We start from the raw sequence: 25,999 nt of genomic DNA, 5'->3' as shown, positions 1-25,999 counted from the left end.
CAGAGCGGTTCGGGCCGCGGCAGGGCACGCCGCGCTCAAGGCGACGGGGGCCGGCTGAACGCGCCGTCAGGCAGCGGTGCCGCGGCCCGTGTCCGCGGCCACAGCGCGTCGGGGACGGGCTCGTCGATGCGCCGCACGCCGAGGCGTACCTGGTCCGGGGAGGCCATGCCGGCGACCACCGACGCCACTTCCGGCCGCCGCAGCGGAAACCGGAGCGCGGCGTGCGCCGGCTCGACGCCCGCGGCCCGGCAGAGGTCGGCGAGCTCGCGGGCGCGGCGCAGCACCGGCTCGGTCACCGGCGCGTAGTCGAAGGTGTCGTCGCCGCTCGGCTCAGCGCGCGCGAGGATGCCCGAGTTGAACGGTGCCGCCGCGAGCAGCGACACGCCGCGCTCGGCACAGCGGTCCAGCAGCGGCTCGCCGGAGCGGTCGAGGAGGGTCCAGCGTCCGGCGAGCATCACGGCGTCCACGTCACAGCGGTCGACGATCTCCGCGAGCGGCTGCCAGTAGTTCATGCCGACGCCGACCGCCGAGACCATGCCCTCGTCGCGCATCCGCAGCAGCTCCGGCACCGTCTCGGCGATCACCTGCGGGAGGTGCAGGTCGGGGTCGTGTACGAGGACGATGTCGACGTGGTCGAGGCCCAGCCGGGTCAGGCTGTCCTCAAGACTGCGCCTGACCCCGGCAGGGGAGTAGTCGAGCCGCCGCCGCAGCGTGTCCGGTACGTCGAACCCCGAGTCGAGATCCGTGCCCCGCGGTTCGTCGTTGGGCACGAGGAGCCTCCCGACCTTGGTCGAGATCACGTACTCGGCGCGGGTCCTGGACGCCAGCGCCCGGCCGAGTCGCTGCTCGGCCAGGCCGAGCCCGTAGTGCGGCGCCGTGTCGAAGTACCGGACGCCGCCCTGCCAGGCCGCGTCGACGGTCGCCCGTGCCTGCTCGTCGTCGATGGCCGCGTAGAGGTTTCCGATGGACGCGCTGCCGAAGCCGAGTTCGGTCACGTGGAGACCGGTCCGTCCGATACGCCGGCGGTTCACGAGGCGGCTCCGCTGCCGTGGGCGAGCCCGTACCAGCGGATCGCGGTGCGCCCGTACACGGCGGCGCGGTCCGCCTCGTCGAGTGTCTCCAGCAGCGCGGCCGTGATCGACATCGTGCGCCCGTAGCCGGCGGCCAGAGTGCACACCGGCCAGTCCGAGCCGAACATCAGCCGCTGAGCGCCGAACTCCTCGAGCAGCGGACGGGCGTACGGGAGCAGATGCTCGGCGTCGCGCTGCCCGTCGGCGGCCTCGGTGAGCAGGCCGGAGAACTTCACCGCGACGTTCGGAAGCTCCGCGAGCTCGGCGATGTGCGTCGCCCACGGCTCGGCCGTGCCCGCCGCGATGGGCGGCTTGCCCGCGTGATCCAGGACGAAGGACGTGCCGGCGTGGCGCCGTACCGCCTCGATCGCCGAGGGCAGCTGCCCGGCGGTGACGATCAGGTCGAAGACCAGGCCGCGGTCCCCCAGGACGTCCAGGCCCGCGGCGACGTCCGGCCGCAGCAGCCAGTCGCCCTCCGCCGCGCCGGGTGGTTCGAGCTGCACCTGGTGCCGCAGGCCGACCAGGCCGGTACCGCCTTCCGCCGTGCGCAGCCGGTCCAGCGTGCCGGCGAGGCCCGGGGAGGTGAGGTCGGCCCAGCCGACGACACCGGCGACGCGCATGTCGCGCGCGTGCAGCCGCAGCAGCTCCACGGTCTCGTCCGCGGAGTCCACCGTCTCGACGACCACGGTCGCGTCGATGCCGTGTGCGTCGAGCTCCGGCGCCAGGTCGGTCATGCTGAAGTCGCGGCGCAGCGCGGGCAGATCCCGGGTCCACGGCTGATCCCGGACCGACAGGTCCCACACGTGGTGGTGCGCGTCGATACGCGGTGACGCCGGGACGCTTCCGGCGGCTTCAGTGCGGTCCGTCGTCATGGAAGACCTCCTCCATCGGAGCCCACCATTCGCCGTCGGCCGCCGAGGCGACCGGCTCCTGGCAGGGATCGGTCAGCTGCCACCACCGCTGCGTCGTCTCGTCCTCTGCGAGCCGTGCCAGGTCGCTCCGCAGATCGTCCCCGGTGTACTCGTAGTAGCTGAACAACAGGCCGTCGCGGAGGAAGATCGAGTAGTTGCCGATGTGCGCGCGGTGCAGCGCGGCGAGCACGTCCGGCCACACGGCGGCGTGCAGCCGCCGGTACTCCCGCTCCTTCTCCGGCCGCAGCCGGATGACGGTGGCGACCCGCTTCATCAGGGCTCCTTCAGTCGTTTCAGACGACCCGGTGATCGTCCAGGGCGTCGTGGTTCCAGTCGATTCCGATGCCGGGTACGCGGGGCGGGGCCACGCACCCGTTCTCGATGGAGAGCGTGCTGTGCGTGATCGCCCCGAGTTGCGGGATGTGCTCGACGAAGATCCCGTTCGGCACCGCCGTGGCCAGGCTGACGTGCAGCTCCATCAGGAAGTGCGGGCTCACCGCGATGTTGAGCACCTCCGCGGCGTGGGCGACCTTCAGCCAGGGGGTGATCCCGCCGACGCGGGCGACGTCGACCTGGACGATCCCGGCCGCTCCCGCCGCCAGGTAGGCCCCGAACTGCTGGGCGGAGTACAGCGATTCGCCGACCGCCACGGGCACGCTGGTCGAGGCGGCCAGCCGGCCGTGCCCGGCCAGGTCGCCGGCCGGCAGCGGCTCCTCGAACCAGGCGACGTCGAGCGGCTCGTACGTGCGGGCGCGGCGGATCGCCTCGGCGGCGGTGAACGCCTGGTTCGCGTCGACCATCAGCTCCAACTCCCGGCCCACGGCCGCGCGGACGGCGGCGAGCCGCTCGGCGTCCTCGGCCGGCGACGGCTTGCCCACCTTGATCTTCACGCCGCGAAGCCCGGCCGCGGCCGACCGCTTCGCGCCTTCCACGACCTCCTCGACGGACAGGTGCAGCCAGCCGCCGTCGGTGTCGTAGACGGGCAGCCGCTCGTGGGCGCCGCCGGCCATCTGCCACAGCGACTCGCCGGTACGGCGGCCGCGCAGATCCCACAGCGCGGTGTCCACCGCGGCGAACGCGAGCGAGGTGATCGCCCCGACGGTCGTCGCACGGGTCTGGTCCAGCATGTGCCGCCACAGCGCCTCGACGGGACAGGCGTCCCGCCCGAGCAGTGCCGGGACCAGATGGTCGCGGATGAGCGACACGACGGCCCGCCCGCCGGTCCCGATGGTGTAGGAGTACCCGGTACCGGACAGCCCGTCGGACGAGTGGACTGTGACGAGGACCGTCTCCTGCTTGACGAAGGACTGCATCGCGTCGACGCGTACGACCGCCGGTTCGAGATCCACCAGCTGGACTTCGATGCGTTCGATTCGTGTCATGTCGTGTGCTTCCTGGATCGGGGCACTGTACGGCTCACTTGAGGGCGCCCAGCGTGATGCCGCTCGTGACGTAGCGCTGGAAGATGAGAAAGAGAATGACGACGGGAAACGTCGCCATGGCGAGTCCGGCGAAGAACGCTCCCTGGTCGCTGACGAACTGGCCCTGGAAGGACAGCAGTCCGACTGACAGCGTGCGATTCTGCGGGCGGGTCAGCAAGACCACACCGAACTGCACCTCGCTCCAGACGAAGATCAACCCGAGCATCGAGACCGAGATGAAGCCGCCCCTGCTGATCGGCAGGACGACGCGCAGCAGCGCGGCGAACTCCCCGCACCCGTCGATCTTGGCCGCCTCCAGCAGCTCGCGGGGCACGGCGGCGAAGACCGACCGCATGATCAGGGCGATGGTCGGCGTCGTGAAGGCCCCGTACACCAGCGAGATGCCGAGCACGCTGTTGAGAAGGCGGTACCTGCCGAGGAGTTCGAACGTCGGGATCAGCGCGACGACCAGAGGGATGCTCAGTGCGAGCACCATGATGCGGCTGACCGCGCCCGACAACCGGCGGGTCGCGCGGGCCAGGCCGTAGCCGGCGAGGCTGCCGCAGGTCACGCCGATGCCGAGGCTGCACAGCGTGACCAGCAGGCTGTTGACGATGTACGTCGACAGCGGTGCGCCGCCGACCGTGCCGCGCCAGGCCGCTGCGTAATTCGACAGCACCCAGCGGCCGTCGAGGCCCAGCGGATGGGCGTAGATGTCGGTTGTCGGATGCAGTGACAGCAACAGCATCGACAGGAACGGGACGATGGTGATCAACGTCCAGACGAGCAGCAGCAGATAACCGAAGTACCAGAGGGGGCCGCGGCTCCGGAGCCGTCCGCGCCGGCGCGCGCTCGCCGCCATGCCGGCAGTCCGGGCCGGCGCGCGCCGCGCAGGTTCCCTCATCGCGCGTCCAGCCGCTGCTGGCGGAACAGTTGCAGGACCACGACGCCGATGACGCTGACGATCAGCGTCGTCACGACGGCGGTGGCCGAGCCGTAGCCGTAGTCCTGGTCGATGAACGACTGCTTGTAGACCAGCACCGGCAGGATGCTCGTGGCGTTGCCGGGCCCGCCCTGGGTCATCGCGTAGATGACGCCGAAGGCGTTGAAGGAGAACACCGACATCAGGGTCGTGACCGTGCCGATCATCGGCACGATGTTCGGCAGCGTGATCCGGAAGAGCCGTCCGGCCTCGGACACGCCGTCGAGCGTGGCCGCCTCATGGACATCGGGCGGGATGGTGTCCATCGCGCCCAGCAGGATCAGCATCGCGTATCCGGTCTGCGTCCACACCGCGACGAAGATCGTCACGGTCAGCGCGGTCGACGACGACGCGAGCCAGGCGTGCCCGTCGCCGAGTCCGAGCGAGCCGAGCACGGTGTTCGCCACGCCGGTGGAGGGCTGGAACGAGTTGGACCAGAACACGCCCGCGGCGCTGACCGGAACGATGACCGGCAGGAACCAGACGGTCTTGAAGACGCGGGCGCCCGGGACCTTCCGGTTGATCGCGTTGGCGAGCAAGATCGCAATCAGCACGCTGAAGCCCACGGTGCCCGCGAAGAACACCAGGCTCGTCACGATCGACTGCTGGACGAGTGAATCGCCCACGAGCCGCCGGTAGTTGGCCAGCCCGCGGTAGGTGACCGATCCGATGCCGTCCCACGAGCCGAGGCTGATATGCACCGACTCCGCGACCGGGTACGCGATCAGCAGGGCCATCAGCACCAGCGCCGGCGCGACCATCAGCACCGGGAACCTCCGTGCCTTCCGGCGCGGCCCGCGCACGGGGGCGCGGGCCACAGCCGGACCGGCCTCGTGGGCGACCATCAGTCCGTCGCCCCGGAGACCTTGCCGGACTGGAGTTTCTCCAGCTCGGCCTGGAACTGCTCCGCCGCCTGCCGCGGGGTGAGCTTGCCGGAGACGAGCTTCTGAAGCACCGGCACCGCGAACGCCTGCCCGAGCGTGGACGGCACGGTCGAGTCCCAGATGTTGACCTGCCCGACGGACTTGGAGAGCTCGAACTGCTCCTGCACCAGGTCGCCCAGGTTCGACAGGCGGGACGGCTGGATCGAGGTGAACACCGGCAGGGAGCCGCTGCCGGCGACGACGCTGATCTGGTACTTCTCGGTCATGAAGAACTTGAGGAACTTCTTCGCCAGTTCGGGGTTCCCCGCCTTGGCCGGGACGACGAGGGTGTCGCCGTTGAAGGCGTTGAACGGCGTCTTGCGGCCCGGCGTGAGCGGCGGCAGCAGGAACCAGCCCATGTCGAACGACGGCTTGGCCGCCTTCAGTTCCGCGTAGCTGTAGTTGCCGCCCTGGAGCGTCGCGAGCTTGCCGCTGGTGAACAGCGCCTGAGCCTGGGTGGTGTCCATGCCGAGCATCCCCTTCTGGTAGACGCGCTTCTTCTGCCAGTCCTGGATGGTCTTCAGCACTTTCACGAAGCCCGGGTCGGTGTACTTGACCTTCGTCGGCGACCCCGGCTTGAAGTTCGTGAGCATGGCCTCGTAATCGCTCTTCGACACCGCGGTGGGCAGCAGCGCGTCGAGCGTGTGCCCCAGGTCGTACGGGCTCGATCCGCCGACGCCGAAGCCCGCGTACCCGGCGGCCTTCAACTTGTCCACCATGGACTCGAACTCGTCGACGGAGGCGACCTGGTGATCGGCCGGGTCGGGTATGCCGGCCTTGGCGAACGCCGCCTTGTTGTAGTAGATCGGGGCGACCAGCAGCTCCTCGTAGAGGACGCCGTAGTGGTGCCCGTTGGTCGTGTAGTAGGCGCTCTGGCTCTTGGCGTACTTCTTCGCCAGACCGGCGTCGTCCCACACGTCGTCGATCTGCGTGAGCTGTTTCTTCTTCAGCAGCGCCGACCAGACGCCGGTACTGCGCTGGAGGTAGCCGATGTCGGGGGTGGCGGTCGAGCTGAGCAGCGCCACGTTCGGGCCGCGGGAGCTGTCGGAGTCGACGCTCTCGAAGGTGACCTTGGTGCCGGGATTGGCCTTCTCGAAGTCCCGGCCGACCTCTTGCATCCGCTTGGCCAACGGCCCGGAGGGGATCTGTACGCGCAGCGACTTGCCGTCGCCGGAGGAAGCGCCCGGACCGGTGCCGCACGCCGAGAGGACGCTCGCGACGGCGAGCAGGACGACGACGCGCTTGGCCGCCTTGGAAGGGTCAAAGGTCCGCACGTGACTCCCCTTTCCGGGAGTTGGACAGTTCGATGGCAACGACGTCGACGAGGGCGCCGGTCGGTGGCGGCACGCTGATGAGGAGTTCGCCGAGGGGCTCGTCGTCGGCGCCGTTGGCCTTGTGCACTTCCTCGTTGACGGAGAACTCCAGCGGCTGCTCGGTGCCGAGCAGGCGTACACCGGTCACCGAGCCGACGGGCACGTTGCGGACGACGAGCAGGTCCTGCGGCCGCAGCAGCAGGTGCAGGTAGACGGTGTCGCCCTGCTGGGTGGCGGGGCCGTAGAAGTCGAGACGTTCGGACGCCGGACCGGCGCCGAAGAGGCTCTCGCCGTGGCTCGCAAGCCAGGAGCCGAGCCGCTTGAGCGTGGCCACCTCGGCCGGAACGAGCGATCCGTCGCCGCGTGGGCCGATGTTGAGCAGGAGATTGCCGCCGCGTGAGACGACCTCGCTGAGGTAGCCGGCGAGCAGGCGCGGGCTCTTGTAGTCCAGGTCGTCGGGCCGGTACGCCCAGCTCTCGCTCATGGTGAGACACAGCTCCCACGGACCGCCCGGCGGCCGCCGCGGCATGCCCTGCTCCGGAGTGGCGTAATCGCCCTGACCCGGCAGCCGGTCGTTGATGATCACTTCCGGCTGAAGCGACTTGATCAGCTCACGCAGCTCGGCGGCGTGCCACTCCTCGGCGGTGCGTTCCCACTCCCCGTCGAACCAGAGCAGGTCGATCGTCCCGTACCGGGTGAGCAGTTCGGTGAGCTGTCCCTTGACGTAGTCGATGTAGCGCGCCCACCGCTCCGGCGACGGCCGGCGATACCGGTCGTGAGGGTAGGGGCGGTCGGCGTCGGTGAACGCCGGGTAGTCCGGATGGTTCCAGTCCGGCAGCGAGTAGTAGACGCCGACGCGCAGGCCCTCGGCGCGCAGCGCGTCGAAGAACTCGCGGGTGATGTCGCGTCCGTACGGGGACGCCGCGATGGAGAAGCGCGAGTGTTCGGTGTCGTACATCGAGTAGCCGGCGTGGTGCCGGACGGTGAAGACGACGTACCGCACGCCTGCGGCGCGGGCGAGGCGGGCCACCGCCCGCGGATCCCATCGGTGCGGATCGAAGGTCGCGGCGGTGGACTGGTACTGCGCCACCGTGATGTCGGCTTCGGGCTCGGTACGGCCCGGAAGGATCGATCGGCCGACCAGCGGCCAGCCGATCTCCACGCCCTGCTGACTCGCGTGGTCCCAGTGGACGAACAGCCCGAAGGCCGCTTCACCGAACCAGTCGGGGATGGTCAAGAGAGTCACCTTCCGGAGCGAGCGAGGCCGGACGAAATCAGATACGATACGATTCGCCTTGAGGATGCAGGCGTTCCGGTTGTGCGTCAACCAGGCGTCGCGAAGATTCCGCAACGATCAGTACCGTCCTGCTGGTTGGCCGAGTCGAGCGCGTAGTTTCAGTGACCGACGATGTGGAGGACCGATGAGTGACCGGGTGCCGGCGGCGCGCGCGGCCGCGAGGAGCGGCTCGGGTTCCCGCAGATCGGTGAAGATCAGCGTTCGCGAGTCGGTCTTCCAGTCGCTGATGACGCTGCTCATGGATCTCGACCTGGAGCCCGGTACGAAGCTGTCGATCGACGGGCTCGCGCGCCAACTCGACGTATCCCAGACGCCGGTCCGCGAGGCCCTCGCACGGTGTGAGTCGGAGGGCCTCGTCGTGCGCCGGCCGAACGCCGGCTACCAGGTCGCCCCCTTGCTCGACCGGTCAGGCCTGGACGACCTCTACGACATCCGGCTGCTCCTCGAGCCGACGGCCACGGAGCGCGCGGCACGGCACGCGAACGCGGCCGAACTGGCCGATATGCACCGGACACTTGAACGGATGACACCGCCGCTGCGCGGCGACACCTACGAGTCGTATCGGGACTTCGCGGAGCTCGACGCCGCCTTCCACAACGCGATCGCCGAGGCGAGCCGCAGCCCGCTGATGGCCGACACGCTGCGCCGTTTCCGGGCGCACAACCACAGCTACCGCCTCTACTTCCGGCACAGCATCGCCGGTGAGGCGGTCGACGAGCACCGGGCGGTACTCGACGCCGTCCGAGCCCGGGATCCGCAGGCCGCGGCGCAGGCCATGCGCGACCACCTGGAGGCGTCCAGGCTGCGCCTGACGACGGCCTACGACTCCTGATCAGCGGAAGCGACCCCGGTGCGGGGGCCGTGACTTCGCGCTGTGGCCGACGTCGGGAGTCGGCCGGGCTTGCGTGCCGTGACCGCCATGACGATCGGAGTCGGGGTGCCGTGCTCGGCGAATCGCTCGAGTACCAGTCCTGCGTCGAGGAACGCGTGCATGAGGTGGGGCAGCGGGAGGTGCGTGGCTCCGACCTTGTCGCGTACTCCTTGGTTCGTCCAGGAAGTCTTCGTCCAGGCGCCGTCGAGGTAGCCGGGACGGACCACGATCGCATCGGGCTCCGAGCGGTCGGCGAACGCTCCGCAGAAGCAGGGGTGGACGCCGATGTGCACGAACACCCCGCCGGGATGGAGGATTCGGGCAGCTTCGTGCACCACCGTCGGATAGCGGGGCATGTCCGTGTGCACCATGACCGCGACGGCGGCCGGGACGGAGTTGCTGCGGACCGGCAGCCTCTCGGCGTCGGCCTGCGCGACCGGTAGCCGATCACGGGCGTAGCCGAGCATCCGGCGGGACAGGTCCACGCCGACCGGCGTCCAGCCACGGTCGCGGATGGGGGCGGCGTGAATACCGGTGCCGCAGCCGATCTCCAGGCAGGTGCCGCTGCCTGTCCCGAGAAGCCCGCCGAGCAGCCGGTTCAGGCTGCGGGGGTTTCCGTCCGTGGTTGCGGCGTCCTGCCTGCCGAGGAAGTCCTCTTCGTACCAGTCAGCGATCTGGTCGTATTCCGCTGTCGACATCGATTCCCCGTCCATTCCTCCGCCTTGGCCGCCCTCTTGACGGCCGGCATGCTGGGCCCTCCGGGGGCCGTCCTTGCTTCACCACCTGCCCGTGCCGCTCTCCTCTGCCCGCGAGTTCATCTCATGGCGGAACGGCGGCTGCGCATGCCGTCCTGCGCGGGATCGGCTTCGGTGGCGGCTCGGACGACTCGGTGGCTTCGCGGAGGAACTCGCGGCCGTGTTCGGTCGGGGTGGGGGACATCGCGCGTCAAATCGCGGACCCCGCAACAACTCTGTACGGTCCGCGATTTCGTGAGCAATCGCGGACCGTTGATCTGCGGTGTCGGTGTGGATGAGCAATGCGATGTGTGGCGCTGCCTTCGTCCCTAACCCTCGGCGGTTTCGATCCGCTTCAGTCCCAGACTCTGACCGACGTCGCCGCGCGGCGTGCGCCGAGAGCGCGTGCCCCTCGACGACGCCGTACGGCTTGCCGGTGTGGCCGCCACAGCAGACGCAGAGGTCACCCTCGACTCACCCCGGGGTGCCCACGTATTCCAGGCGCGACGGCACGCTCCCCGGAACCGTCCGGCGGCGCACGACTGTCAGCGTCTTCGACCGGACCGCCCGCGGGCGGAACCCTCACCACTCGCCTACTTCGCCGGGACCGAGAGCCAAGGGAATTCGTCGAGCTTGTCGCGCAGTTCGCGGGGAAGGTGCTCGCGGACGCCGTCGCGGAACACGGCGGTCGCGCGCTGCGCCCCGGGTACATCGCCCTCGTACTTCTCCCGCGGCGTCTTCGCCGGTACGGGAAGCGGCGGCCCGTGCGGGACGCGCGGTGGCTGGTCGTGGACCGTGTCGCCGTCGCCCCGGTGCGCCGACGGGTCGATCTCGTAGGAGTGGTCGCCCATGAAGTAGCCCGCGACGCCGTTGGCGAAGCCGAGCAGATTCGTGACCGGGTTCTCCGAGAAGCAGATGCCGTCGTTCTTGTTGCAGATCTCGTGGACCGCTATGTCGCCGAAGCCGCGCTGGCCCTTCATCGTGATACCGGGAACGATGGTCGGCAGGTTCCCCTCGATGCCGCCCGGGCCGCCGTCGACGCCGGGCCGTCTCGGATCTCCGTAGAGCACGCCGTCGATCTGCTGGTGCGGGATCGTCTGCTCCTGCGACAGCCGGGCCAGTTCGTCACCGGCGACGATCGCTCCCTGGGAGTATCCGGAGATGGTGATGTGAGAGTCCGGGCACTGGCCGTGGTAGTCGCGAACAGCCTTGTCCAGCTTGGAGATTCCCTCGGCCACCGAGTCGTCCATAGAGATCGTGTCACCCGGGAACGGGGCGATCTGGGCCGAGTACGGCACCTTCTGGGCGTCCGTTCCCGCCGGGAGACTGCCGTTGCTCTTGTCGTAGACCGACGCGTTCCCGTCGAGGTGGCCGCCGACTTCGAAAATCCGGGTCTGTGCGCAGCCCGCCGCCTCCGTCCCGACGGCGGTCGCGACGCCCGTGGCGGTCAGGGTGAGTGCCGAAGAGGCGGCGACGGCCGCCCACAGAGTTCTTCTTCGCATGTCGCCTTCCTGGCAGTTGACTCAGACAACTTTCCGACAGGCGGATCAGACAGGTCGTCCGACGCCGCCTCGTGGGGATTGCGCGGTGAGCGTAGCAATGAGAAAAGCTCTGAAGTGTGGCCTATTCCAATGAAATTGGAAATCCCGCTGCTGGGAATTTCGCAACACCGGTGCGACCAATGATGAATTCCTGTTCAGGCACACCCGGGCCGCGGCTGGGAGTTTTCTTGACGGCCGAAGTCCCGGTCGTCGGAGGCGGTTTCGGTTTCACGCGCGGTTTTCAATGGCGCTTGGCCGCTCTGTCATGTGTGGGGAGGGCCCCGGCAGCGGCGTCGGGCCAGGGGCGACATCAAGGGCGACCGGCGCCAACGCCACGGAACTCACGCGGATCGTCAAGGGCGTCGAGGTCTTCAGGCCGGACTGGAAGAGGCCGGACTGGGAGAAGGTCGAGAGGAACCTCGACTCGTACGTCGACATGTGGAGGGCCTCCACCGGCAGTTGCTCAGCGAGCCCCTGTTGCTCGTCGAGTGCTCGTGATCCACCGACGTCGCTCACGGAATCGCGGGCGTGCGGCGGCTCACAGCCGCACCGCCTTCAGCGCCATGTGCAGCAGCAGGCGGGAGGTGCCGTCGTCGAGGTCGAGGCCGGTGAGGGCCTCGATGCGGGAGAGGCGGTAGTAGAGAGTCTGGCGGTGGATGCCCAGGGCCGCGGCCGTGCGGGCCGCCTGGCCCGCGTGGTCGAGGAACACCTCGGCGGTGCGGGCGAGTTCGGCGTGCGCGGGGCGCAACAGCGCGGCGGCGGCCGGGTCTTCGCCGGTGCCGGCGGGCAGCGCTGTCAGCAGACGGTACGGGCCGATCGCGTCCCACTCCGCGACCGGGCCCAGCCGCTCCGCCTCCGCCTCCGCCGCCCGGGCCGCGGCGAGCGCCTCCCGCCAGGCGGGCACCGCCTCGGCGAGGCCGCGCCGCGTGCCGCTCACACCGGCCGTGGCGTGGGCGCCCGGCCCGCGCAGCAACTGCGCGGCCGCGGTGAGCGCCGGATCGCGGGCGTCGGGGGAGCGCAGCCGCACCAGGGCGGCGAGCGCCGCCCCCGCATGCCCCGGCAGCACGGAGCGCGCCATCACATGCGGAGATACGGGGGCGGGCGCGGTGGCGTACGGGTCGGACGCGGCCCGTACGTCGTTCCCGCCCTGCCTGCCCTGGCCTCCCGCGCCCTCGCCACTCCCGTTTCCGCCCCGCCGCTCACCGGCGTCCCCGCCCTCGGTCCCCGTGCGCCACGGGCTCACGGCCACCAGCGCCAGCGGTCCCGACGCCGGGGGCCCGAGCAGCTCACGCAGCTCCGCGGCCGCCTCCTCGCTCCGGGCTCGGTCGTCCTCGGTGAGCACCGCCCGCAGCAGCTCGCCCGTACGCGCCTCGGCCCGCGCCTCGGCGGCCAGCAGCGCTCCGATCCGCGAGCCCACCTCCATCGCCGACGCGAGCCGCGGGTCGGCGAGGTCCAGCGCACCGTCGTCCATCAGCCAGATGTAGCCGTGGACGACGCCCCCGTGCCGCACGGGCAGACAGATGCGGCCGTGCTCGACGCCGGCCGCCGGTTCGGGATCGATGCGCACGGGCCGCGTCGCCCTGGTGATGCCGAAGCTTTCGAACCAGGCCCTCACCTCCGCCGTGGAGCGGCGGCCGAGGATGGAGCGCCTGCGCACCGGGTCCAGCGCGGGCTCCGCGCCGTCGCCGTCGCCCTCGTGGGCGCCGAAGGCGATCAGTGCGAAGTCGCGGCGCTCCAGGGTCGCGGGGGTTCCCAGCAGCGCGCAGACCTCGTCGATGAGTGCCTGGTAGTCCTCGCGCATGTCCGCCTCCCCGCCTGCCGGTTCTCCGCCGCTCCGGCTGCTCTCCGCCGGTTTCCGGGCGGCTCTCCGGGTTCTCCGCCGGTTTCTCCGTCCCCACCGGCCGCTTCCGTCCGCTCCGGCCTCACCATTCTCGTACATATGTCTGAGATCTGGGACACGGATGCGTGACAGCTGTCGATGGCCCCGCGATGGCGCGATCCTTAGATTCAGGGTGGCTTCCGACGCCGTGGCTTTCGTCCTGCCCAACGTTCCCCCTCGGTCGAACGGGGCCCGCCACGGGACGCCTGGAGCGCGAAGAAGAACGCCAGTGGAGGTGCCCGTGTTCGGACCAGTGCTCCTCGCCGCCGCGCGCAGTGACGGCATCCGCCGTCTCGTCTCGTCCGCGCCGGTGACCAGGCCCGTCGTGGACCGCTTCGTCGCGGGCGAGCGGCTCGAGCCGTGCATCCGGACCGTACGGTCGCTGACCGCGCGCGGCCTCGACGTCACTCTCGATCATCTCGGCGAGGACACCACCGACCGCCTGGAGGCCCTGCGCAACCGGGACGCCTACCTCGCGCTCGCGCACGCACTGGCCGCCGAGGGCCTGGGTGCGCGGGCCGAGATGTCGGTGAAGCTGTCGGCCTTCGGGCAGGCGCTCCCGGACGGCGGCCACGACGTGGCGCTCGCCAACGTCCGGCCGGTCGTCGAGGCGGCGGCCGAGTCGGGCACCACCGTGACGCTGGACATGGAGGACCACACCACCGTGGACTCCACCCTCGCCGTCCTCGCCGAGATGCGGCGGACCTTCCCGCAGACCGGGGCGGTGCTCCAGTCCTATCTGCTGCGCACCGAGGACGACTGCCGGGCCTTGGCAGGTGAGGGCTCGCGCGTACGGTTGGTGAAGGGGGCATACAAAGAACCGGCGTCGGTCGCGTACCAGCACAAGACCGAGGTGGACCGCTCGTACGTGCGCTGCCTGAAGATCCTGCTCTCCGGCAGGGGCTATCCGATGGTCGGCACGCACGACCCGCGGATGGTCACCATCGCGCAGGAGCTGGCGCGGCGCCTGGGGCGCAAGCACGACGAGTTCGAGTTCCAGATGCTCTACGGCATCCGCGAGGGCGAGCAGCTGCGGCTTGCGGCCGAGGGCCACCGGATGCGCGTATACGTCCCCTACGGAACCGACTGGTACGGATACTTCATGCGGCGCCTCGCGGAACGTCCGGCCAACCTCGGATTCTTCCTCCGCTCGCTCGCCACCCGCGGCTGAACACCCCGACAGTGCCCTCAGAGTAAGGAGAGACGGCAGCCATGGACGCTGTGACCCAGGTCCCCGCCCCGTACAACGAGCCGGTGCACACCTACGCGCCCGGCAGCCCCGAGCGTGCCCGGCTGGAACGCAAGCTCAAGGAACTCGCCGAGAATCCGGTCGATCTGCCGATGACCGTCGGCGGCGAGAAGCGGATGGGCGGCGGCGCACGCGTCGACGTCGTGCAACCGCACAACCACGCCAAGGTCATCGGCACCTATGGGAACGCCACGAGGCAGGACGCGCAGGACGCGATCGACGCCGCTCTGGCCGCCGCGCCCGCATGGCGCGCGATGTCCTTCGACGACCGCGCCGCGATCATCCTCAAGGCCGCCGAACTGCTGTCGGGCCCGTGGCGCGAGACGATCGCCGCGTCCACGATGCTGGGTCAGTCCAAGACGATCCAGCAGGCCGAGATCGACGCCCCGTGCGAACTCATCGACTTCTGGCGCTTCAACGTGCACTTCGCGCGCGAACTCCTCGCCGAGCAGCCGCCGATCCAGCCGAAGGGCGTCTGGAACCGCCTCGACCATCGCCCGCTGGAGGGCTTCGTCTACGCGATCACACCCTTCAACTTCACGGCCATCGCCGGAAATCTGCCCACCGCGCCCGCGCTGATGGGCAACGTGGTGGTCTGGAAGCCCTCCCCGACGCAGACCCACTCCGCCGTGCTGCTGATGGAGATGCTGGAGGAGGCGGGCATGCCCAAGGGCGTGATCAACCTCGTCACCGGCGACGGCAAGGAGGTCTCCGAGGTCGCGCTGCCCCACCCGGACCTGGCGGGCGTGCACTTCACCGGTTCGACGAAGACGTTCCAGTACCTGTGGCGGACGGTCGGCGAGAACATCACCGGCTACAAGTCCTACCCGCGCATCGTCGGCGAGACCGGCGGCAAGGACTTCATCGTCGCCCACCCCACCGCGGACGCCGCCGTGCTGAAGACCGCGATGGTGCGCGGCGCCTTCGAGTACCAGGGCCAGAAGTGCTCGGCGGCCTCCCGCGCGTACATCCCGCGTTCCCTGTGGGACGGCGGGCTCAAGGACGAACTCCTCGCCGAGACCGAGGGGTTGGCGATGGGCGACGTCAGCGACCTGTCCAACTTCATCGGCGCCGTCATCGACGACCGCGCCTTCGCCAAGAACAAGGCGGCCATCGACCGCGCGAAGCAGGACCCCACCTGCGAGATCCTCGTCGGCGGCGAATACGACGACTCCGTGGGCTGGTTCGTGAAGCCGACGGTCATCGCGTGCACGGACCCCGAGAACGAGGTCTTCTCCCAGGAGTACTTCGGCCCCATCCTCGCCGTACACGTCTACGAGGACGGCGACTGGGCGACGATGCTGGAGCAGATGGAGTCCGTCGCGGCCTACGCCCTGACGGGCGCCGTCCTCGCCAAGGACCGGGCGGCGCTGGCCGAGGCGAGCGAGAAACTCCGGTTCGCCGCGGGCAACTTCTACCTCAACGACCGGCCCACGGGCTCGATCGTCGGTCAGCAGCCCTTCGGCGGCGCCCGCGCCTCCGGCACCAACGACAAGGCGGGCTCGAAGTTCAACCTGCTGCGCTGGATGTCGCCACGCGCCATCAAGGAGACCCAGGTCGCGCCGACCGACTACCGCTACCCGCACATGGGCTGACCGGCTCCCCGCTCTCTCCGGTACGTGAACAGGCCGCGGCCCGGCACCGGTTGACACGGTGCCGGGCCGCGGGGCTGACCTGCCGAGTCCGGGGCCGGTCCCGCAGTCCGCCGCCTGCTAACGTCCGCCGCATGCCCATCCGAGCGGTCCTGTGGGACGTCGACGACACCCTCTTCGACTACACCGGCTCCGACCGCGCCGGCGCCCTCCGGCACATGGAGGCCGAGCGGCTGCTGGAGCGCCACGCCTCGCCGGAGGCCGCCCTCGCGCGCTGGCAGGAGGTCATGGAGAAGCAGTTCGCCCGCTTCGTCTCCGGCGAGCTCGGCTTCCTCGAACACCGCAGGGAGCGCGCGCGGAGCTTCCTCGGCACTCCGCTCACCGACGAGGAGGCGGATGCCTGGTTCGGCCGCTACGTCGCGCTGTACGAGCAGGCATGGACGCTCTTCCCCGACGCCGTCCCCGCGCTCGACGCGCTGACTCCCGCGTACCGGCACGGCGCGCTCTCCAACTCCTCGACCCCCAACCAGGAGCGCAAGCTGCGCCGCCTGGGCATCCGCGACCGCTTCGAAGTCCTCCTGTGCCCGGACGAATTGGGCCATGCCAAGCCCGCACCCGAGGCGTTCCGCGCCGGGTGCGAGGCGCTCGGGCTGCCTCCCGCCGAGGTGGTCTACGTCGGCGACCGCCACGACATCGACGCGCGAGCCGCCGACGAGGCGGGCCTGCACGGCGTATGGATCGACCGGGACGGCGCCGCGGGACCGGGAGCCGCAGCGGCGGTCCGCCGGATCACGGGGCTGGCTGAGCTGCCGGCGCTGCTCGCCGCCCTGCTGTAGGGGCCGGTGCCCCGGCCCCCGCGGCCGGTCAGGGGCGCGGCGTGGCCTGAATCGAGTGGTGTTCGTCTCAGATAGTAGGAAGGCCAACTAATTGGCGAGACATCACGGCGATCGGGTTCTACCTTTGTGGAAAGCCGAACGTCTCGCTCATCCAGCGACCGGCGGTCGAGGCCCGGTGCACGAGTGCAGGTGACCCCTGACGCACCGTTCCGCCCCCGCCCATTCCGGCATCCAGCCCCCACCTTCCCTTCTTGAAGCCTTTGTGTGCAGAAGGAGTTGCTGATCATGGATGAGACCGCACGCCGCCGCGTCCGCCACACCACCCGTACGAACCGCGACGCCGACCGCAGGAACGCCGCAGCCGCCCTTCAGCGCGCCCTCGACCGCCGGGACAACGGCGGCGCCACGGGCCACTGAGGCGACCGGCTCGCACCTCGGACCTTCCGTCGACCATGCCGGTCCCGCCCCGCTTGGGGCGCGTCCGGCATGTGGACGGTGAATGTCAACTCCTGGGACGGCAGGTACAGTCACCGCATGTCTCGCAGCATCAGCCTCGCAGTGATCCCCGGTGACGGAATCGGCCAGGAAGTCGTGGCCCAGGGCCTGAAGGTCCTCACCTCCGTCCTTCCGCAGGACGTGAAGCTGGAGACGAAGCAGTACGACCTGGGTGCGGCGCGCTGGCACGCCACGGGCGAGACCCTCCCGGACGCCGAGCTGGAGCAGCTGGGGCGGCACGACGCGATCCTGCTCGGCGCCATCGGCGACCCGAGCGTCCCCTCGGGGGTCCTGGAGCGCGGGCTGCTGCTCAAACTGCGCTTCGCCTTCGACCACTTCGTCAACCTCCGGCCCTCGAAGCTCTTCCCGAACACGGAGACTCCGCTGGCGGGCCGTCCCGCGATCGACTTCGTGGTCGTGCGGGAGGGCACCGAGGGCCCGTACGTCGGCAACGGCGGCAGCATCCGCACCGGTACGCCCGCCGAGGTCGCCAACGAGGTCAGCGTGAACACCGCGTACGGTGTCGAGCGCGTCGTGCGGGACGCGTACGAGCGCGCCCAGGCGCGCCCCCGTAAGAAGCTGACCCTGGTGCACAAGAACAACGTGCTGGTGCACGCCGGCCACCTGTGGAAGAACCTCTTCGACAAGATCGGCGAGGAGTACCCCGGGGTCACCACCGACTATCTGCACGTCGACGCCGCGACGATCTTCCTCGTCACCGATCCGGGGCGCTTCGACGTGATCGTCACCGACAACCTCTTCGGCGACATCATCACCGACCTCGCGGCCGCCGTCAGCGGCGGCATCGGCCTCGCCGCCTCCGGGAACATCAACCCGACCGGCGAATTCCCGTCCATGTTCGAGCCCGTCCACGGCTCGGCGCCCGACATCGCGGGCACCGGGAAGGCCGACCCGACGGCCACCGTGCTCTCCGTCGCCCTGATGCTGCGGCATCTCGGCCTCGGGACGGAGGCCGCCCGCGTCGAGGACGCCGTCACGGCCGACCTGGCCGGACGCTCCGGCCCGCGCACGACGGACGAGATCGGCGACGCCCTGGCCGCGGCGGTATCCGGCTGACCCGGTCCAGGATTCAAGGCCGGGCATCGGTACCCGGCCGCTGTGCCTGTGAGGGGTCGGGGTGCCACCATCCATCCAGGGGCCGCCCACCCGGACTCTTCTCGGCGGACCCCCGCGCGTGATAATCGGACGCGGGGGCTGACGCATGAGGGAATGCTCGGACGTCCAAGCACATGACGGAGGGCGTACGGGAGCGCGGTCCGCCACGACACACAGCGAAGGACGCGCTCACATGACGACGCCTCGAATCGACTTCGACCTCAAGCCCTCCTCGCAGCCGCTGCCCGCCGCGGAGCGCGAGGCGGTCCTGGCGGATCCCGGCTTCGGCCGTCATTTCACGGACCACATGGTCACGATCAAGTGGACCGAGGGCCGCGGCTGGCACGACGCCCAGCTCCAGCCGTACGCTCCGATCCAGCTCGATCCCGCCAACATGGCGCTGCACTACGCACAGTCGATCTTCGAAGGACTGAAGGCGTACCGGCAGCCGGACGGCTCCGTCTCCGCGTTCCGCCCGGACGCCAACGCCCGCCGTTTCCAGCGCAGCGCACGCCGGCTGGCCATGCCGGAGCTTCCCGAGGAGACGTTCATCGAGGCGTGCGAGCTGCTCGTGCGGCAGGACAAGGACTGGGTGCCGGGCAGCGGCGAGGAGTCGCTGTATCTGCGGCCGTTCATGTTCGCGACGGAGGTCGGCCTCGGCGTGCGGCCCGCCAACGAATACCTCTTCATGCTGATCGCCTCGCCCGCCGGCTCGTACTTCCCGGGCGGCGTGCGGCCGGTGTCCGTCTGGCTCTCCAAGGAGTACGTGCGGGCGGCGCCCGGCGGCACCGGCGAGGCCAAGTGCGCCGGGAACTACGCCGCTTCGCTCGTCGCGCAGGCGGAGGCCGCCGAGCAGGGCTGCGACCAGGTGGTGTGGCTGGACGCGATCGAGCGCCGCTTCATCGAGGAGATGGGCGGCATGAACCTCTACTTCGTGCACGGGTCGGGCGCGGACGCCAAGATCGTCACGCCGTCGCTCACCGGCACGCTCCTGCCGGGCATCACCCGCGACTCGCTGCTCACGCTCGCCGCCGACCTCGGGTACGCCACCGAGGAGGCCAGGCTCACCGTCGACGACTGGCGCGACGGGAACGCGGACGGCACGATCTCCGAGGTCTTCGCCTGCGGCACGGCCGCCGTGATCACTCCCGTCGGCGAGGCGAAGTCCGCCGGCGGCGCGTGGAAGGTCGCCGACGGGCAGCCCGGCGAGATCACCATGCGGCTGCGCGAGGCGCTGCTCGCGGTGCAGACCGGGCACGCCGAGGACCGGCACGGCTGGATGCGGCCGCTGACCTGAGGGCGGCGGCGCGGGACGCACGGGGCACCGGCGGGTCCGGCCCGCCGGGCTTCGTGCGAGGACCTGGGGGTGGTGTTCGCCACAGCGCAGCCCTGCACCGATGCGTGTCCGGCGGGATCACGGGTGCGTCCGCGCTGACGGCGGCGGCACCTTGTGCCCTCGCGGGCGCGGGCCGAAGTGGCGCTTCGCCGCCCTGAATTCGCACCCGCCCGCTCCGGCCGTGGACGGAACCGGTGCGGGCGGGATGCGGGCCGGTCCCGTACGGCCGTGGCGGACCTCCGCAGTCCAGCCGGTTTCCGGATGGTGAGACACCTTGCGGATACCGGGGCGGATTGTGCAAGACTCCCCGCGTGTCCTCGTTCGCCATGATTATCGGCAGCAGGCGCGCCGGTCCTGCGTGACCGACTGTCGCAGCAACACCCGCGCGGCATCGGCCACCGTGTCCCAGACCCGCGCGCCAGACCTCTCGTACCCACGAGAGGTTTTTTTGTTTCCGGCCCACCCGCAGCCGGGGGCGACGGTGCGAGGAGAAACAGGAGCATCAGAAACACGAGGGACAAGCAGAGCCCGGTATCACGGATCTCCGTTCGTTCCGCATGAGCACAGCATCCACCAGGAGCCACAGCAGCCATGAGCACGCACGCCCCGGCCGGTACAGACGACAACTTCCACATCTTCGACACCACCCTGCGCGACGGGGCCCAGCGGGAGGGCATCAACCTCACCGTCGCCGACAAGCTGACCATCGCCCGTCACCTCGACGAGTTCGGCGTCGGCTTCATCGAGGGCGGCTGGCCGGGGGCGAACCCCCGGGACACCGAGTTCTTCGACCGCGCCTGCGAGGAGATCGACTTCCGCAACGCGCAGCTGGTGGCCTTCGGCTCCACTCGTAAGGCAGGCGTGCGTGCCTCGGAGGACGCCCAGCTCAAGGCCCTCGTGGACTCCGGCGCTCCGGTCGTCACGCTCGTCGCCAAGTCGCACGACCGGCACGTCGAGCTCGCGCTGCGCACGACGCTGGAGGAGAACCTGGAGATGGTCCGCGACTCCGTCGCGTATCTGCGCGAGCAGGGCCGCCGGGTCTTCGTGGACTGCGAGCACTTCTTCGACGGCTACCTCGCCAACGCCCGCTATGCCAAGCAGGTCGTGAGTGCCGCGCACGAGGCGGGCGCCGACGTCGTCGTGCTGTGCGACACCAACGGCGGGATGCTTCCGGCCCAGGTCCAGGCGGTCGTACGCACCGTGCTCGCCGACACCGGGGCCCGGCTCGGTATCCACGCGCAGGACGACACGGGGTGCGCGGTCGCGAACACCCTCGCCGCCGTCGACGCGGGCGCCACCCACGTCCAGTGCACCGCCAACGGCTACGGCGAGCGCGTCGGCAACGCGAACCTCTTCCCCGTCACGGCCGCGCTCCAGCTCAAGTACGGCAAGCAGGTGCTGCCGGAGGGCGCGCTGGAGGAGATGACCCGCATCTCGCACGCGATCGCCGAGGTCGTCAATCTCGTGCCCTCCACCCACGAGCCGTACGTCGGCACCTCGGCCTTCGCGCACAAGGCGGGGCTGCACGCCTCCGCGATCAAGGTCGACCCGGACCTCTACCAGCACATCGAGCCAGAACGCGTCGGCAACACCATGCGGATGCTCGTCTCCGACATGGCGGGGCGCGCATCGGTCGAGCTGAAGGGCAAGGAACTCGGCTACGACCTCGAAGGCGACCGGGATCTGGTCGGGCGGATCGTGGCGCGCGTCAAGGAGCAGGAGCTGAAGGGCTTCACGTACGAGGCCGCGGACGCCTCGTTCGAGCTGCTGCTCCGCGACGAGGTGGACGGCCGCGTCCGGCGCTTCTTCCGGCTGGAGTCCTGGCGGACCATCGTCGAGCAGCGTCCCGACGGCGACCAGGCCAACGAGGCCACCGTCAAGCTGTGGGCCAAGGGCGAGCGCATCATCGCCACCGGCGAGGGCAACGGCCCGGTCAACGCGCTGGACCGGGCGATGCGCAGCGGGCTGGAGCGGCTGCACCCGGAGCTGGCCAGGCTCTCGCTCGTCGACTACAAGGTCCGCATCCTCGAAGGCGGGCACGGCACCGACTCCACGACGCGGGTGCTGGTCTCCATGAGCGACGGGCGCTCGGAGTGGTCGACGGTGGGAGTCGCGGACAACATCATCGCCGCGTCGTGGCAGGCACTGGACGACGCCTACACGTACGGGCTGCTGCGGGCGGGAGTCGAGCCGCACGAGTGACCGGCGCGGGCCGCCGCAGGGTCGCCGCCCTCAGCCCCGCCGCCCTCAGCCCTCCCCGTCCAGGCGCACCGGCAGCGTCCGCGTGCTGTTGCCGACGAAGCTCGGCAGCGGCGCCAACTCCTCGTCGGGCACGGCGAGACGGAGCTCCGGATGGCGGTCGAAGAGCGCCCGCAGCGCGACGGCCGCCTCCATCCTGGCCAGCGGCGCGCCGATGCAGAAGTGCGCGCCGTGGCCGAAGGAGAGGTGGCGCTTGTTCTCGCGCATGACGTCGAAGGCCGCCGCGTCCTCGCCGTACGTACGGGGGTCCCGGCCCGCGGCGGTGTAGCCGGCGAGGACCGGCGTGCCCCGGGAGACGGTCCTGCCGCCCACCGTGAGGTCCGCCGTCGGGTAGCGGAACGGGAAGTAGCTGACGGGGCTGTCGTAGCGGAGCGTCTCCTCGACGACGTCGTCCCAGGTTGCCGACCCGGCGCGGACCAGGCCGAGTTGGGTGCGGTGTGAGCACAGGGCGCGCACCGCGTTGGTGATCAGGTTCAGCGTGGTCTCGTGCCCGGCGACGATCATCAGCATCAGCGTGCCCACGAGTTCGGTCTCGCTGAGCCGGTCGCCGTCCTCCTCGCGGGCGGCGATGAGGGCGCTCGTCAGGTCGTCCCCCGGGTCGGCGCGGCGGGTGGCGACGACCTGGCCGAGGACCTCGACGACCTCGCGGTTCGCCGCGATCACCGTGGCGGGCTCCGCGCTCGTACTGACGAGGACGCCGGACAGGTGGTGCAGCCGGTCGCGCAACTCCGGGTCCACACCGAGGAGTTCGCAGATGACGCCCATGGGCAGCGGATAGGCGAAGTGCTCGCGCAGATCGACGCTGCCGTCCTCGTCGACGGCAGCGGGCAGCGCGTCCAGCAGTTCCGTCGTGAGCTGTTCCACGCGCGGTCGCAGGCTCTCGACGCGGCGCGCGGTGAAGGCCTTGACGGCCAGTCCGCGCAGCCGCCGGTGGTCGTCGCCGTCCGCGGTGGTCATGCCCTCGACGGTGGCGAAGACGGTCAGCGGCCAGCCCTCCGGCAGACGGCCCTCCTGGAGGGCGGCGAAGTGGCAGGCGTTCTTGGCCACTTGGGGATGGGTGAGGAAGTCCCGCAGCTCGGCGTGGCCGGTGACGGCCACCGCGTCGACCTCCCCGGGCAGGACGACGGGGACGGCCGGGCCGCGGGCGCGCAGCCGCTCGTTGACGGAGTGCTGTGCGGTGCCGCGGGGGTCCAGGCGGTGCGGGGCTCCGGCGTCGTCCTGGTGCGGGGCCTCGGCTGCGTCGGTCATCGGACGGTGCTCCTGCGGGCCGGTGGCGGCGGGGCGTTCGGCCCCCTTGCATGAGAGGCCCCGGAACCGGGCCCATGAGGTTCCCCATGGAGCCCTTCCGGAGGTCTTCCATGCAGGCTGCGTCCAACGCCCTTGCCCCGCAAGGGAGTTCCAGGCCGAGCGGGAGCGGGGACAGGGACCGGCACATGCCGCGCCGCCCGGCGGCGTCCGCCATGACAGCGCTTGCGGACCGATCTGCGGCGGGCCCCATTGCCGGGTCCTCCCCGGGCTGCTAGACCGTCTCAGGACCCGAGAGGTCTACGCCACTTCGAGAGGGGAAAACGCCGTGCCGTCCTTGCCGAACTGGCCCAGACGCACTTTCCTGGCCGCCTCCGCCGCATCAGTGGTAACCGCTCTCTCCGTGACAACTCCCGTACCCGCGGCGGCACTCGGCCGCGCCGGGTCCCGACAGGCGCCCGCCGCCGACGACTTCGCGGCGCTGCGCGAGCGCTGGCTGCGCCTGCTGCTGGGCACCGGCTTCGACCCGGCGGCCGAGCCCTGGGCGTCCCGCCTCGCGGAGACCGGCGAACAGGCCGCCGAACTGCTGGGGCAGATGGATCCCGCGGACGACTCCCTCTTCCCGGAGTACCCCTTCGACCCGCCCTCCGGAATCACGCAGTCCTACCAGCGGCTCGCCACGATGACCGAGGGCTACGTCCAGCCCGGCACGGGCCGCACGGGCGACGCCGCCCTCCGCGACGCCGTACTGACAGGGCTTGCCCATGTGCACGAGCGCGTCTACCACGCGGGCACCGAGCCGTACGGCAACTGGTGGGAGTGGCAGATCGGCAGCCCCCGCCTGCTGCTGGACATCGTCGCGATGCTGTACGACGAGATCCCGGCGGAGGCGCGTGGCCGATACCTCGCCGCCGTCGACCACTTCCTCCCCGAGTCGGTCTTCGACGAGTACGCCGGCCGCTCGACGGGCGCAAACCGCGTCGACTTCTGCCGCGTCTACGCGGTACGCGGCGTCCTCGGCGAGGCCCCCGCCAAGATCGCGCTGGCCACCGCCTCCCTCTCCCCGGTCTTCCCGTACGTCACCGAGGGGGACGGGCTCTACGCCGACGGCTCCTTCATCCAGCACACGTGGGTCGCCTACTCCGGCACGTACGGCTACGTGCTGCTCGACGGTCTCGGCAGGCTCTTCACCCTGCTGGACGGCACGAGTTGGGAGGTCACCGACCCCGCGCGCCGGATCATCCTCGACAGCGTGGAGAACGCCTACGCGCCGCTGCTGCACGACGGGCTGATGATGGACAGCGTCAGCGGCCGGGCGATCTCCCGCGGCATCCTCAAGCAGGACACGAAGCGGATCCGGCAGAGCGACCACACCCGCGGGCATCAACTGCTCGCCGCCGTGGCCCTGTTGGGCGGCGGAGCGAGCGAGGAGGAGCGCCGGCGCTGGAACGCGATGGTGCGGGGCTGGATCGAGCGGGACACCGAGCTGCCGGTCCTCACCGATCCGCAGTTCGACGTCGCGGACCTGGCGCGGCTGCACGCGGTCGCGGACGAGGACGGCCCGGTCGCCGTGGAGCCCGTGGAGCACCGGCTCTTTCCCGCGATGGCGCGGGCAGTCCACCGCCGGCCCGGCTGGTGCGCGAACATCGCCATGGCCTCCGACCGCATCGCGTACTACGAGGCGGGCAACGGCGAGAATCCGCGGGGCTGGCACACGGGTGCCGGGATGCTCTCCTGGTGGGGGCCGTCCGGGACGCTCGGCCAGTACTCCGACGACTACTGGCCGACGGCCGACTGGTACCGGATGCCCGGCACCACCGTCTCCACCAAGCGCCTGCCTGACAACGCGGGCGGCGAGTGGGGCGAGCCGAAGCCCGCCACAGCATGGGCGGGCGGTGCGACGGACGGTGAATTCGCCGCCGTGGGGCAGGACTTGAGGGGCCTGGAGAGCACGCTCACCGCGCGCAAGTCCTGGTTCTGCGTGGACGACGCGGTCGTCTGCCTCGGCGCGGGGATCAGCTGCGAGGACGGTACGGAAGTGGAGACCGTCTTCGACGACCGCAATCTGGGCGCCCCCGGGGCATCCGCCCGCACGCCGGCCCTCACGGTGGACGGCGTCCGGAGCGGCACGGAACCCGGCGCGCCCGGCCGTCCACGCATCACCGCACGCGCGCGGTGGGCACATCTGGAGGGGCACGGCGGCTGGGTCTGGCCCGGCGGCACGCGGCTGCGCGTGCTGTGTGAGGAACGCACCGGCGCATGGTCCGACATCAACAGCGGCAGCGTGACCGACCCCGTCACGCGCCGCCATCTGACGCTGTGGACCAGTCACGGCACGGACCCCGCCGACGCCGGCTACGTCTATCTGCTGATGCCGGGCGCGAGTGCGTGGCAGCTCGCCGCCCGCGCCGCGGACGCGCGCTGGCTCGCCGTCGACGCCAACACGGCGGCGGTGCAGGCCGTCACCGTCCCGGGCCTGGGGCTGAGCGCGGCGAACTTCTGGGCCGCGGGGTCGGCGGGGCGCCTCACGGCGAGCGCCCCGTGCAGCGTGCTGGTGCGGCGGGGCGGGAGGCGTGGCGGTTCCGGGAACCAGCGCACCGCCACCGTGCATGTGGCGGAACCTCCAAGGACCGGCGGGCAGTTCGAGGTCACCTGGCACCGGCACGTGCGCGAGGTGCTCTCGGCGGACGACGGTGTGGAGGTGCTCGGCACCGGCCGCTCGCTCCGCCTGCGCGTGACGCCGGGCACGGCGGGGGCGAGCGTGGGCTGTACGGTACGGCTGCGCTGAGTTCGCCGCCCTGAAGGGTTCACCGACGCGCTGAGCTGGGCCCGGATCGGGGCGCGGGGCCGGGCACGGCCCCTGACCTGGGATCGTCGTCGGGCTGTGGGAACCCCACAGCCCAGCGCGTGCCGGATGTGAGAGTTCACT

Annotated in this window: 21 protein-coding genes; 9 read left to right on the top strand and 12 right to left on the bottom strand. The window is 70.7% G+C overall.

The window, feature by feature from the left end:
* Positions 1-35: 35 nt before the first annotated feature.
* The 8 genes from QQM67_RS26465 to QQM67_RS26430 all read right to left on the bottom strand — a co-directional run bounded on the left by QQM67_RS26465 (position 36) and on the right by QQM67_RS26430 (position 7,866).
* Entirely contained in the window at positions 36-1,031 is a 996-nt protein-coding gene (locus QQM67_RS26465) for an aldo/keto reductase (RefSeq protein ID WP_314177178.1), read from the bottom strand.
* Complete coding sequence (locus QQM67_RS26460; protein ID WP_314177176.1) at positions 1,028-1,942, bottom strand: amidohydrolase family protein; 915 nt, start codon at positions 1,940-1,942, stop codon at positions 1,028-1,030. The genes QQM67_RS26465 and QQM67_RS26460 overlap by 4 nt, the downstream gene beginning before the upstream one ends.
* Positions 1,923-2,255, bottom strand: coding sequence for an L-rhamnose mutarotase (locus tag QQM67_RS26455; RefSeq protein WP_314177174.1), 333 nt, complete (start codon positions 2,253-2,255; stop codon positions 1,923-1,925). The genes QQM67_RS26460 and QQM67_RS26455 overlap by 20 nt, the downstream gene beginning before the upstream one ends.
* Positions 2,256-2,274: 19 nt before the next feature.
* A complete protein-coding gene (locus tag QQM67_RS26450; protein WP_314177172.1) occupies positions 2,275-3,363 on the bottom strand; it encodes a mandelate racemase/muconate lactonizing enzyme family protein in 1,089 nt (362 codons plus the stop codon).
* A gap of 34 nt (positions 3,364-3,397) precedes the next feature.
* Positions 3,398-4,264, bottom strand: coding sequence for a carbohydrate ABC transporter permease (locus QQM67_RS26445; protein ID WP_314177170.1), 867 nt, complete (start codon positions 4,262-4,264; stop codon positions 3,398-3,400).
* Between the two features lie 38 nt (positions 4,265-4,302).
* Entirely contained in the window at positions 4,303-5,145 is an 843-nt protein-coding gene (locus QQM67_RS26440; RefSeq protein WP_314177485.1) for a carbohydrate ABC transporter permease, read from the bottom strand.
* A gap of 83 nt (positions 5,146-5,228) precedes the next feature.
* A complete protein-coding gene (locus tag QQM67_RS26435) occupies positions 5,229-6,581 on the bottom strand; it encodes an ABC transporter substrate-binding protein (protein WP_314177169.1) in 1,353 nt (450 codons plus the stop codon).
* A complete protein-coding gene (locus QQM67_RS26430; RefSeq protein ID WP_314177167.1) occupies positions 6,568-7,866 on the bottom strand; it encodes an alpha-L-fucosidase in 1,299 nt (432 codons plus the stop codon). The genes QQM67_RS26435 and QQM67_RS26430 overlap by 14 nt, the downstream gene beginning before the upstream one ends.
* Positions 7,867-8,041: 175 nt before the next feature.
* On the opposite strand from QQM67_RS26430, the gene QQM67_RS26425 reads away from it, so the two are divergent.
* On the top strand, positions 8,042-8,749 hold the full coding sequence (locus QQM67_RS26425) for a GntR family transcriptional regulator (protein WP_314177165.1): 708 nt from the start codon (positions 8,042-8,044) through the stop codon (positions 8,747-8,749).
* On the opposite strand, the gene QQM67_RS26420 is transcribed toward QQM67_RS26425, so the two are convergent.
* The 3 genes from QQM67_RS26420 to QQM67_RS26410 form a co-directional block, all read right to left on the bottom strand.
* Positions 8,737-9,486 carry a class I SAM-dependent methyltransferase gene (locus QQM67_RS26420; RefSeq protein WP_314177164.1) on the bottom strand — a complete coding sequence of 250 codons (750 nt, stop codon included), beginning with the start codon at positions 9,484-9,486 and terminating at the stop codon, positions 8,737-8,739. The two genes, QQM67_RS26425 and QQM67_RS26420, sit on opposite strands and share 13 nt — an antisense overlap.
* 629 nt (positions 9,487-10,115) lie before the next feature.
* Positions 10,116-11,024: a PE-PPE domain-containing protein gene (locus tag QQM67_RS26415; RefSeq protein WP_314177163.1), complete on the bottom strand. Its 909-nt coding sequence runs from the start codon at positions 11,022-11,024 to the stop codon at positions 10,116-10,118.
* Between the two features lie 577 nt (positions 11,025-11,601).
* Complete coding sequence (locus QQM67_RS26410; RefSeq protein ID WP_314177161.1) at positions 11,602-12,864, bottom strand: helix-turn-helix domain-containing protein; 1,263 nt, start codon at positions 12,862-12,864, stop codon at positions 11,602-11,604.
* A gap of 319 nt (positions 12,865-13,183) precedes the next feature.
* Between QQM67_RS26410 and QQM67_RS26405 the strand changes: the two genes are divergently transcribed.
* The 7 genes from QQM67_RS26405 (at position 13,184) to cimA (ending at position 21,768) form a co-directional block, all read left to right on the top strand.
* Entirely contained in the window at positions 13,184-14,113 is a 930-nt protein-coding gene (locus QQM67_RS26405) for a proline dehydrogenase family protein (protein WP_314177159.1), read from the top strand.
* A 41-nt stretch (positions 14,114-14,154) separates the two neighbouring features.
* Positions 14,155-15,786, top strand: coding sequence for an L-glutamate gamma-semialdehyde dehydrogenase (gene pruA / locus QQM67_RS26400; protein ID WP_314177157.1), 1,632 nt, complete (start codon positions 14,155-14,157; stop codon positions 15,784-15,786).
* 131 nt (positions 15,787-15,917) lie between these two features.
* Entirely contained in the window at positions 15,918-16,619 is a 702-nt protein-coding gene (locus QQM67_RS26395) for an HAD family hydrolase (RefSeq protein ID WP_314177156.1), read from the top strand.
* A gap of 285 nt (positions 16,620-16,904) precedes the next feature.
* Positions 16,905-17,036: a hypothetical protein gene (locus QQM67_RS26390; protein ID WP_314177525.1), complete on the top strand. Its 132-nt coding sequence runs from the start codon at positions 16,905-16,907 to the stop codon at positions 17,034-17,036.
* 117 nt (positions 17,037-17,153) lie between these two features.
* Positions 17,154-18,191, top strand: coding sequence for a 3-isopropylmalate dehydrogenase (locus tag QQM67_RS26385; RefSeq protein ID WP_314177154.1), 1,038 nt, complete (start codon positions 17,154-17,156; stop codon positions 18,189-18,191).
* Between the two features lie 232 nt (positions 18,192-18,423).
* Positions 18,424-19,527 (top strand): branched-chain amino acid aminotransferase, encoded by a 1,104-nt coding sequence (locus QQM67_RS26380; protein ID WP_314177151.1) that lies wholly within the window; start codon positions 18,424-18,426, stop codon positions 19,525-19,527.
* 630 nt (positions 19,528-20,157) lie between these two features.
* Positions 20,158-21,768 carry a citramalate synthase gene (cimA, locus tag QQM67_RS26375; protein WP_314177149.1) on the top strand — a complete coding sequence of 537 codons (1,611 nt, stop codon included), beginning with the start codon at positions 20,158-20,160 and terminating at the stop codon, positions 21,766-21,768.
* Positions 21,769-21,813: 45 nt separating this feature from the next.
* Here the strand turns inward: cimA and QQM67_RS26370 are convergent, their stop codons facing one another.
* Complete coding sequence (locus QQM67_RS26370; RefSeq protein WP_314177147.1) at positions 21,814-23,073, bottom strand: cytochrome P450 family protein; 1,260 nt, start codon at positions 23,071-23,073, stop codon at positions 21,814-21,816.
* A gap of 325 nt (positions 23,074-23,398) precedes the next feature.
* Between QQM67_RS26370 and QQM67_RS26365 the strand changes: the two genes are divergently transcribed.
* Positions 23,399-25,858: a polysaccharide lyase 8 family protein gene (locus QQM67_RS26365; RefSeq protein ID WP_399067653.1), complete on the top strand. Its 2,460-nt coding sequence runs from the start codon at positions 23,399-23,401 to the stop codon at positions 25,856-25,858.
* Positions 25,859-25,999 lie beyond the last annotated feature (141 nt).

The organism is Streptomyces winkii (assembly GCF_032248595.1).
In the GTDB taxonomy this organism is placed as follows: domain Bacteria; phylum Actinomycetota; class Actinomycetes; order Streptomycetales; family Streptomycetaceae; genus Streptomyces; species Streptomyces winkii.
The sequence above is the reverse complement of the archived record's forward strand: the minus strand, read 5'-3'. Positions and strand labels throughout refer to the sequence as shown.

Coding starts and splice junctions, on each gene's coding strand:
- QQM67_RS26455 (WP_314177174.1), bottom strand. CDS start 2,255: ATGAAGCGGGTCGCCACCGTCATCCGGCTGCGGCCGGAGAAGGAGCGG.
- QQM67_RS26445 (WP_314177170.1), bottom strand. CDS start 4,264: ATGGCGGCGAGCGCGCGCCGGCGCGGACGGCTCCGGAGCCGCGGCCCC.
- QQM67_RS26390 (WP_314177525.1), top strand. CDS start 16,905: ATGGATGAGACCGCACGCCGCCGCGTCCGCCACACCACCCGTACGAAC.
- QQM67_RS26395 (WP_314177156.1), top strand. CDS start 15,918: ATGCCCATCCGAGCGGTCCTGTGGGACGTCGACGACACCCTCTTCGAC.
- QQM67_RS26440 (WP_314177485.1), bottom strand. CDS start 5,145: ATGGTCGCGCCGGCGCTGGTGCTGATGGCCCTGCTGATCGCGTACCCG.
- QQM67_RS26420 (WP_314177164.1), bottom strand. CDS start 9,486: ATGTCGACAGCGGAATACGACCAGATCGCTGACTGGTACGAAGAGGAC.
- QQM67_RS26450 (WP_314177172.1), bottom strand. CDS start 3,363: ATGACACGAATCGAACGCATCGAAGTCCAGCTGGTGGATCTCGAACCG.
- QQM67_RS26380 (WP_314177151.1), top strand. CDS start 18,424: ATGACGACGCCTCGAATCGACTTCGACCTCAAGCCCTCCTCGCAGCCG.
- QQM67_RS26410 (WP_314177161.1), bottom strand. CDS start 12,864: ATGCGCGAGGACTACCAGGCACTCATCGACGAGGTCTGCGCGCTGCTG.
- QQM67_RS26370 (WP_314177147.1), bottom strand. CDS start 23,073: ATGACCGACGCAGCCGAGGCCCCGCACCAGGACGACGCCGGAGCCCCG.
- pruA (WP_314177157.1), top strand. CDS start 14,155: ATGGACGCTGTGACCCAGGTCCCCGCCCCGTACAACGAGCCGGTGCAC.
- QQM67_RS26415 (WP_314177163.1), bottom strand. CDS start 11,024: ATGCGAAGAAGAACTCTGTGGGCGGCCGTCGCCGCCTCTTCGGCACTC.
- cimA (WP_314177149.1), top strand. CDS start 20,158: ATGAGCACGCACGCCCCGGCCGGTACAGACGACAACTTCCACATCTTC.
- QQM67_RS26385 (WP_314177154.1), top strand. CDS start 17,154: ATGTCTCGCAGCATCAGCCTCGCAGTGATCCCCGGTGACGGAATCGGC.
- QQM67_RS26460 (WP_314177176.1), bottom strand. CDS start 1,942: ATGACGACGGACCGCACTGAAGCCGCCGGAAGCGTCCCGGCGTCACCG.
- QQM67_RS26425 (WP_314177165.1), top strand. CDS start 8,042: ATGAGTGACCGGGTGCCGGCGGCGCGCGCGGCCGCGAGGAGCGGCTCG.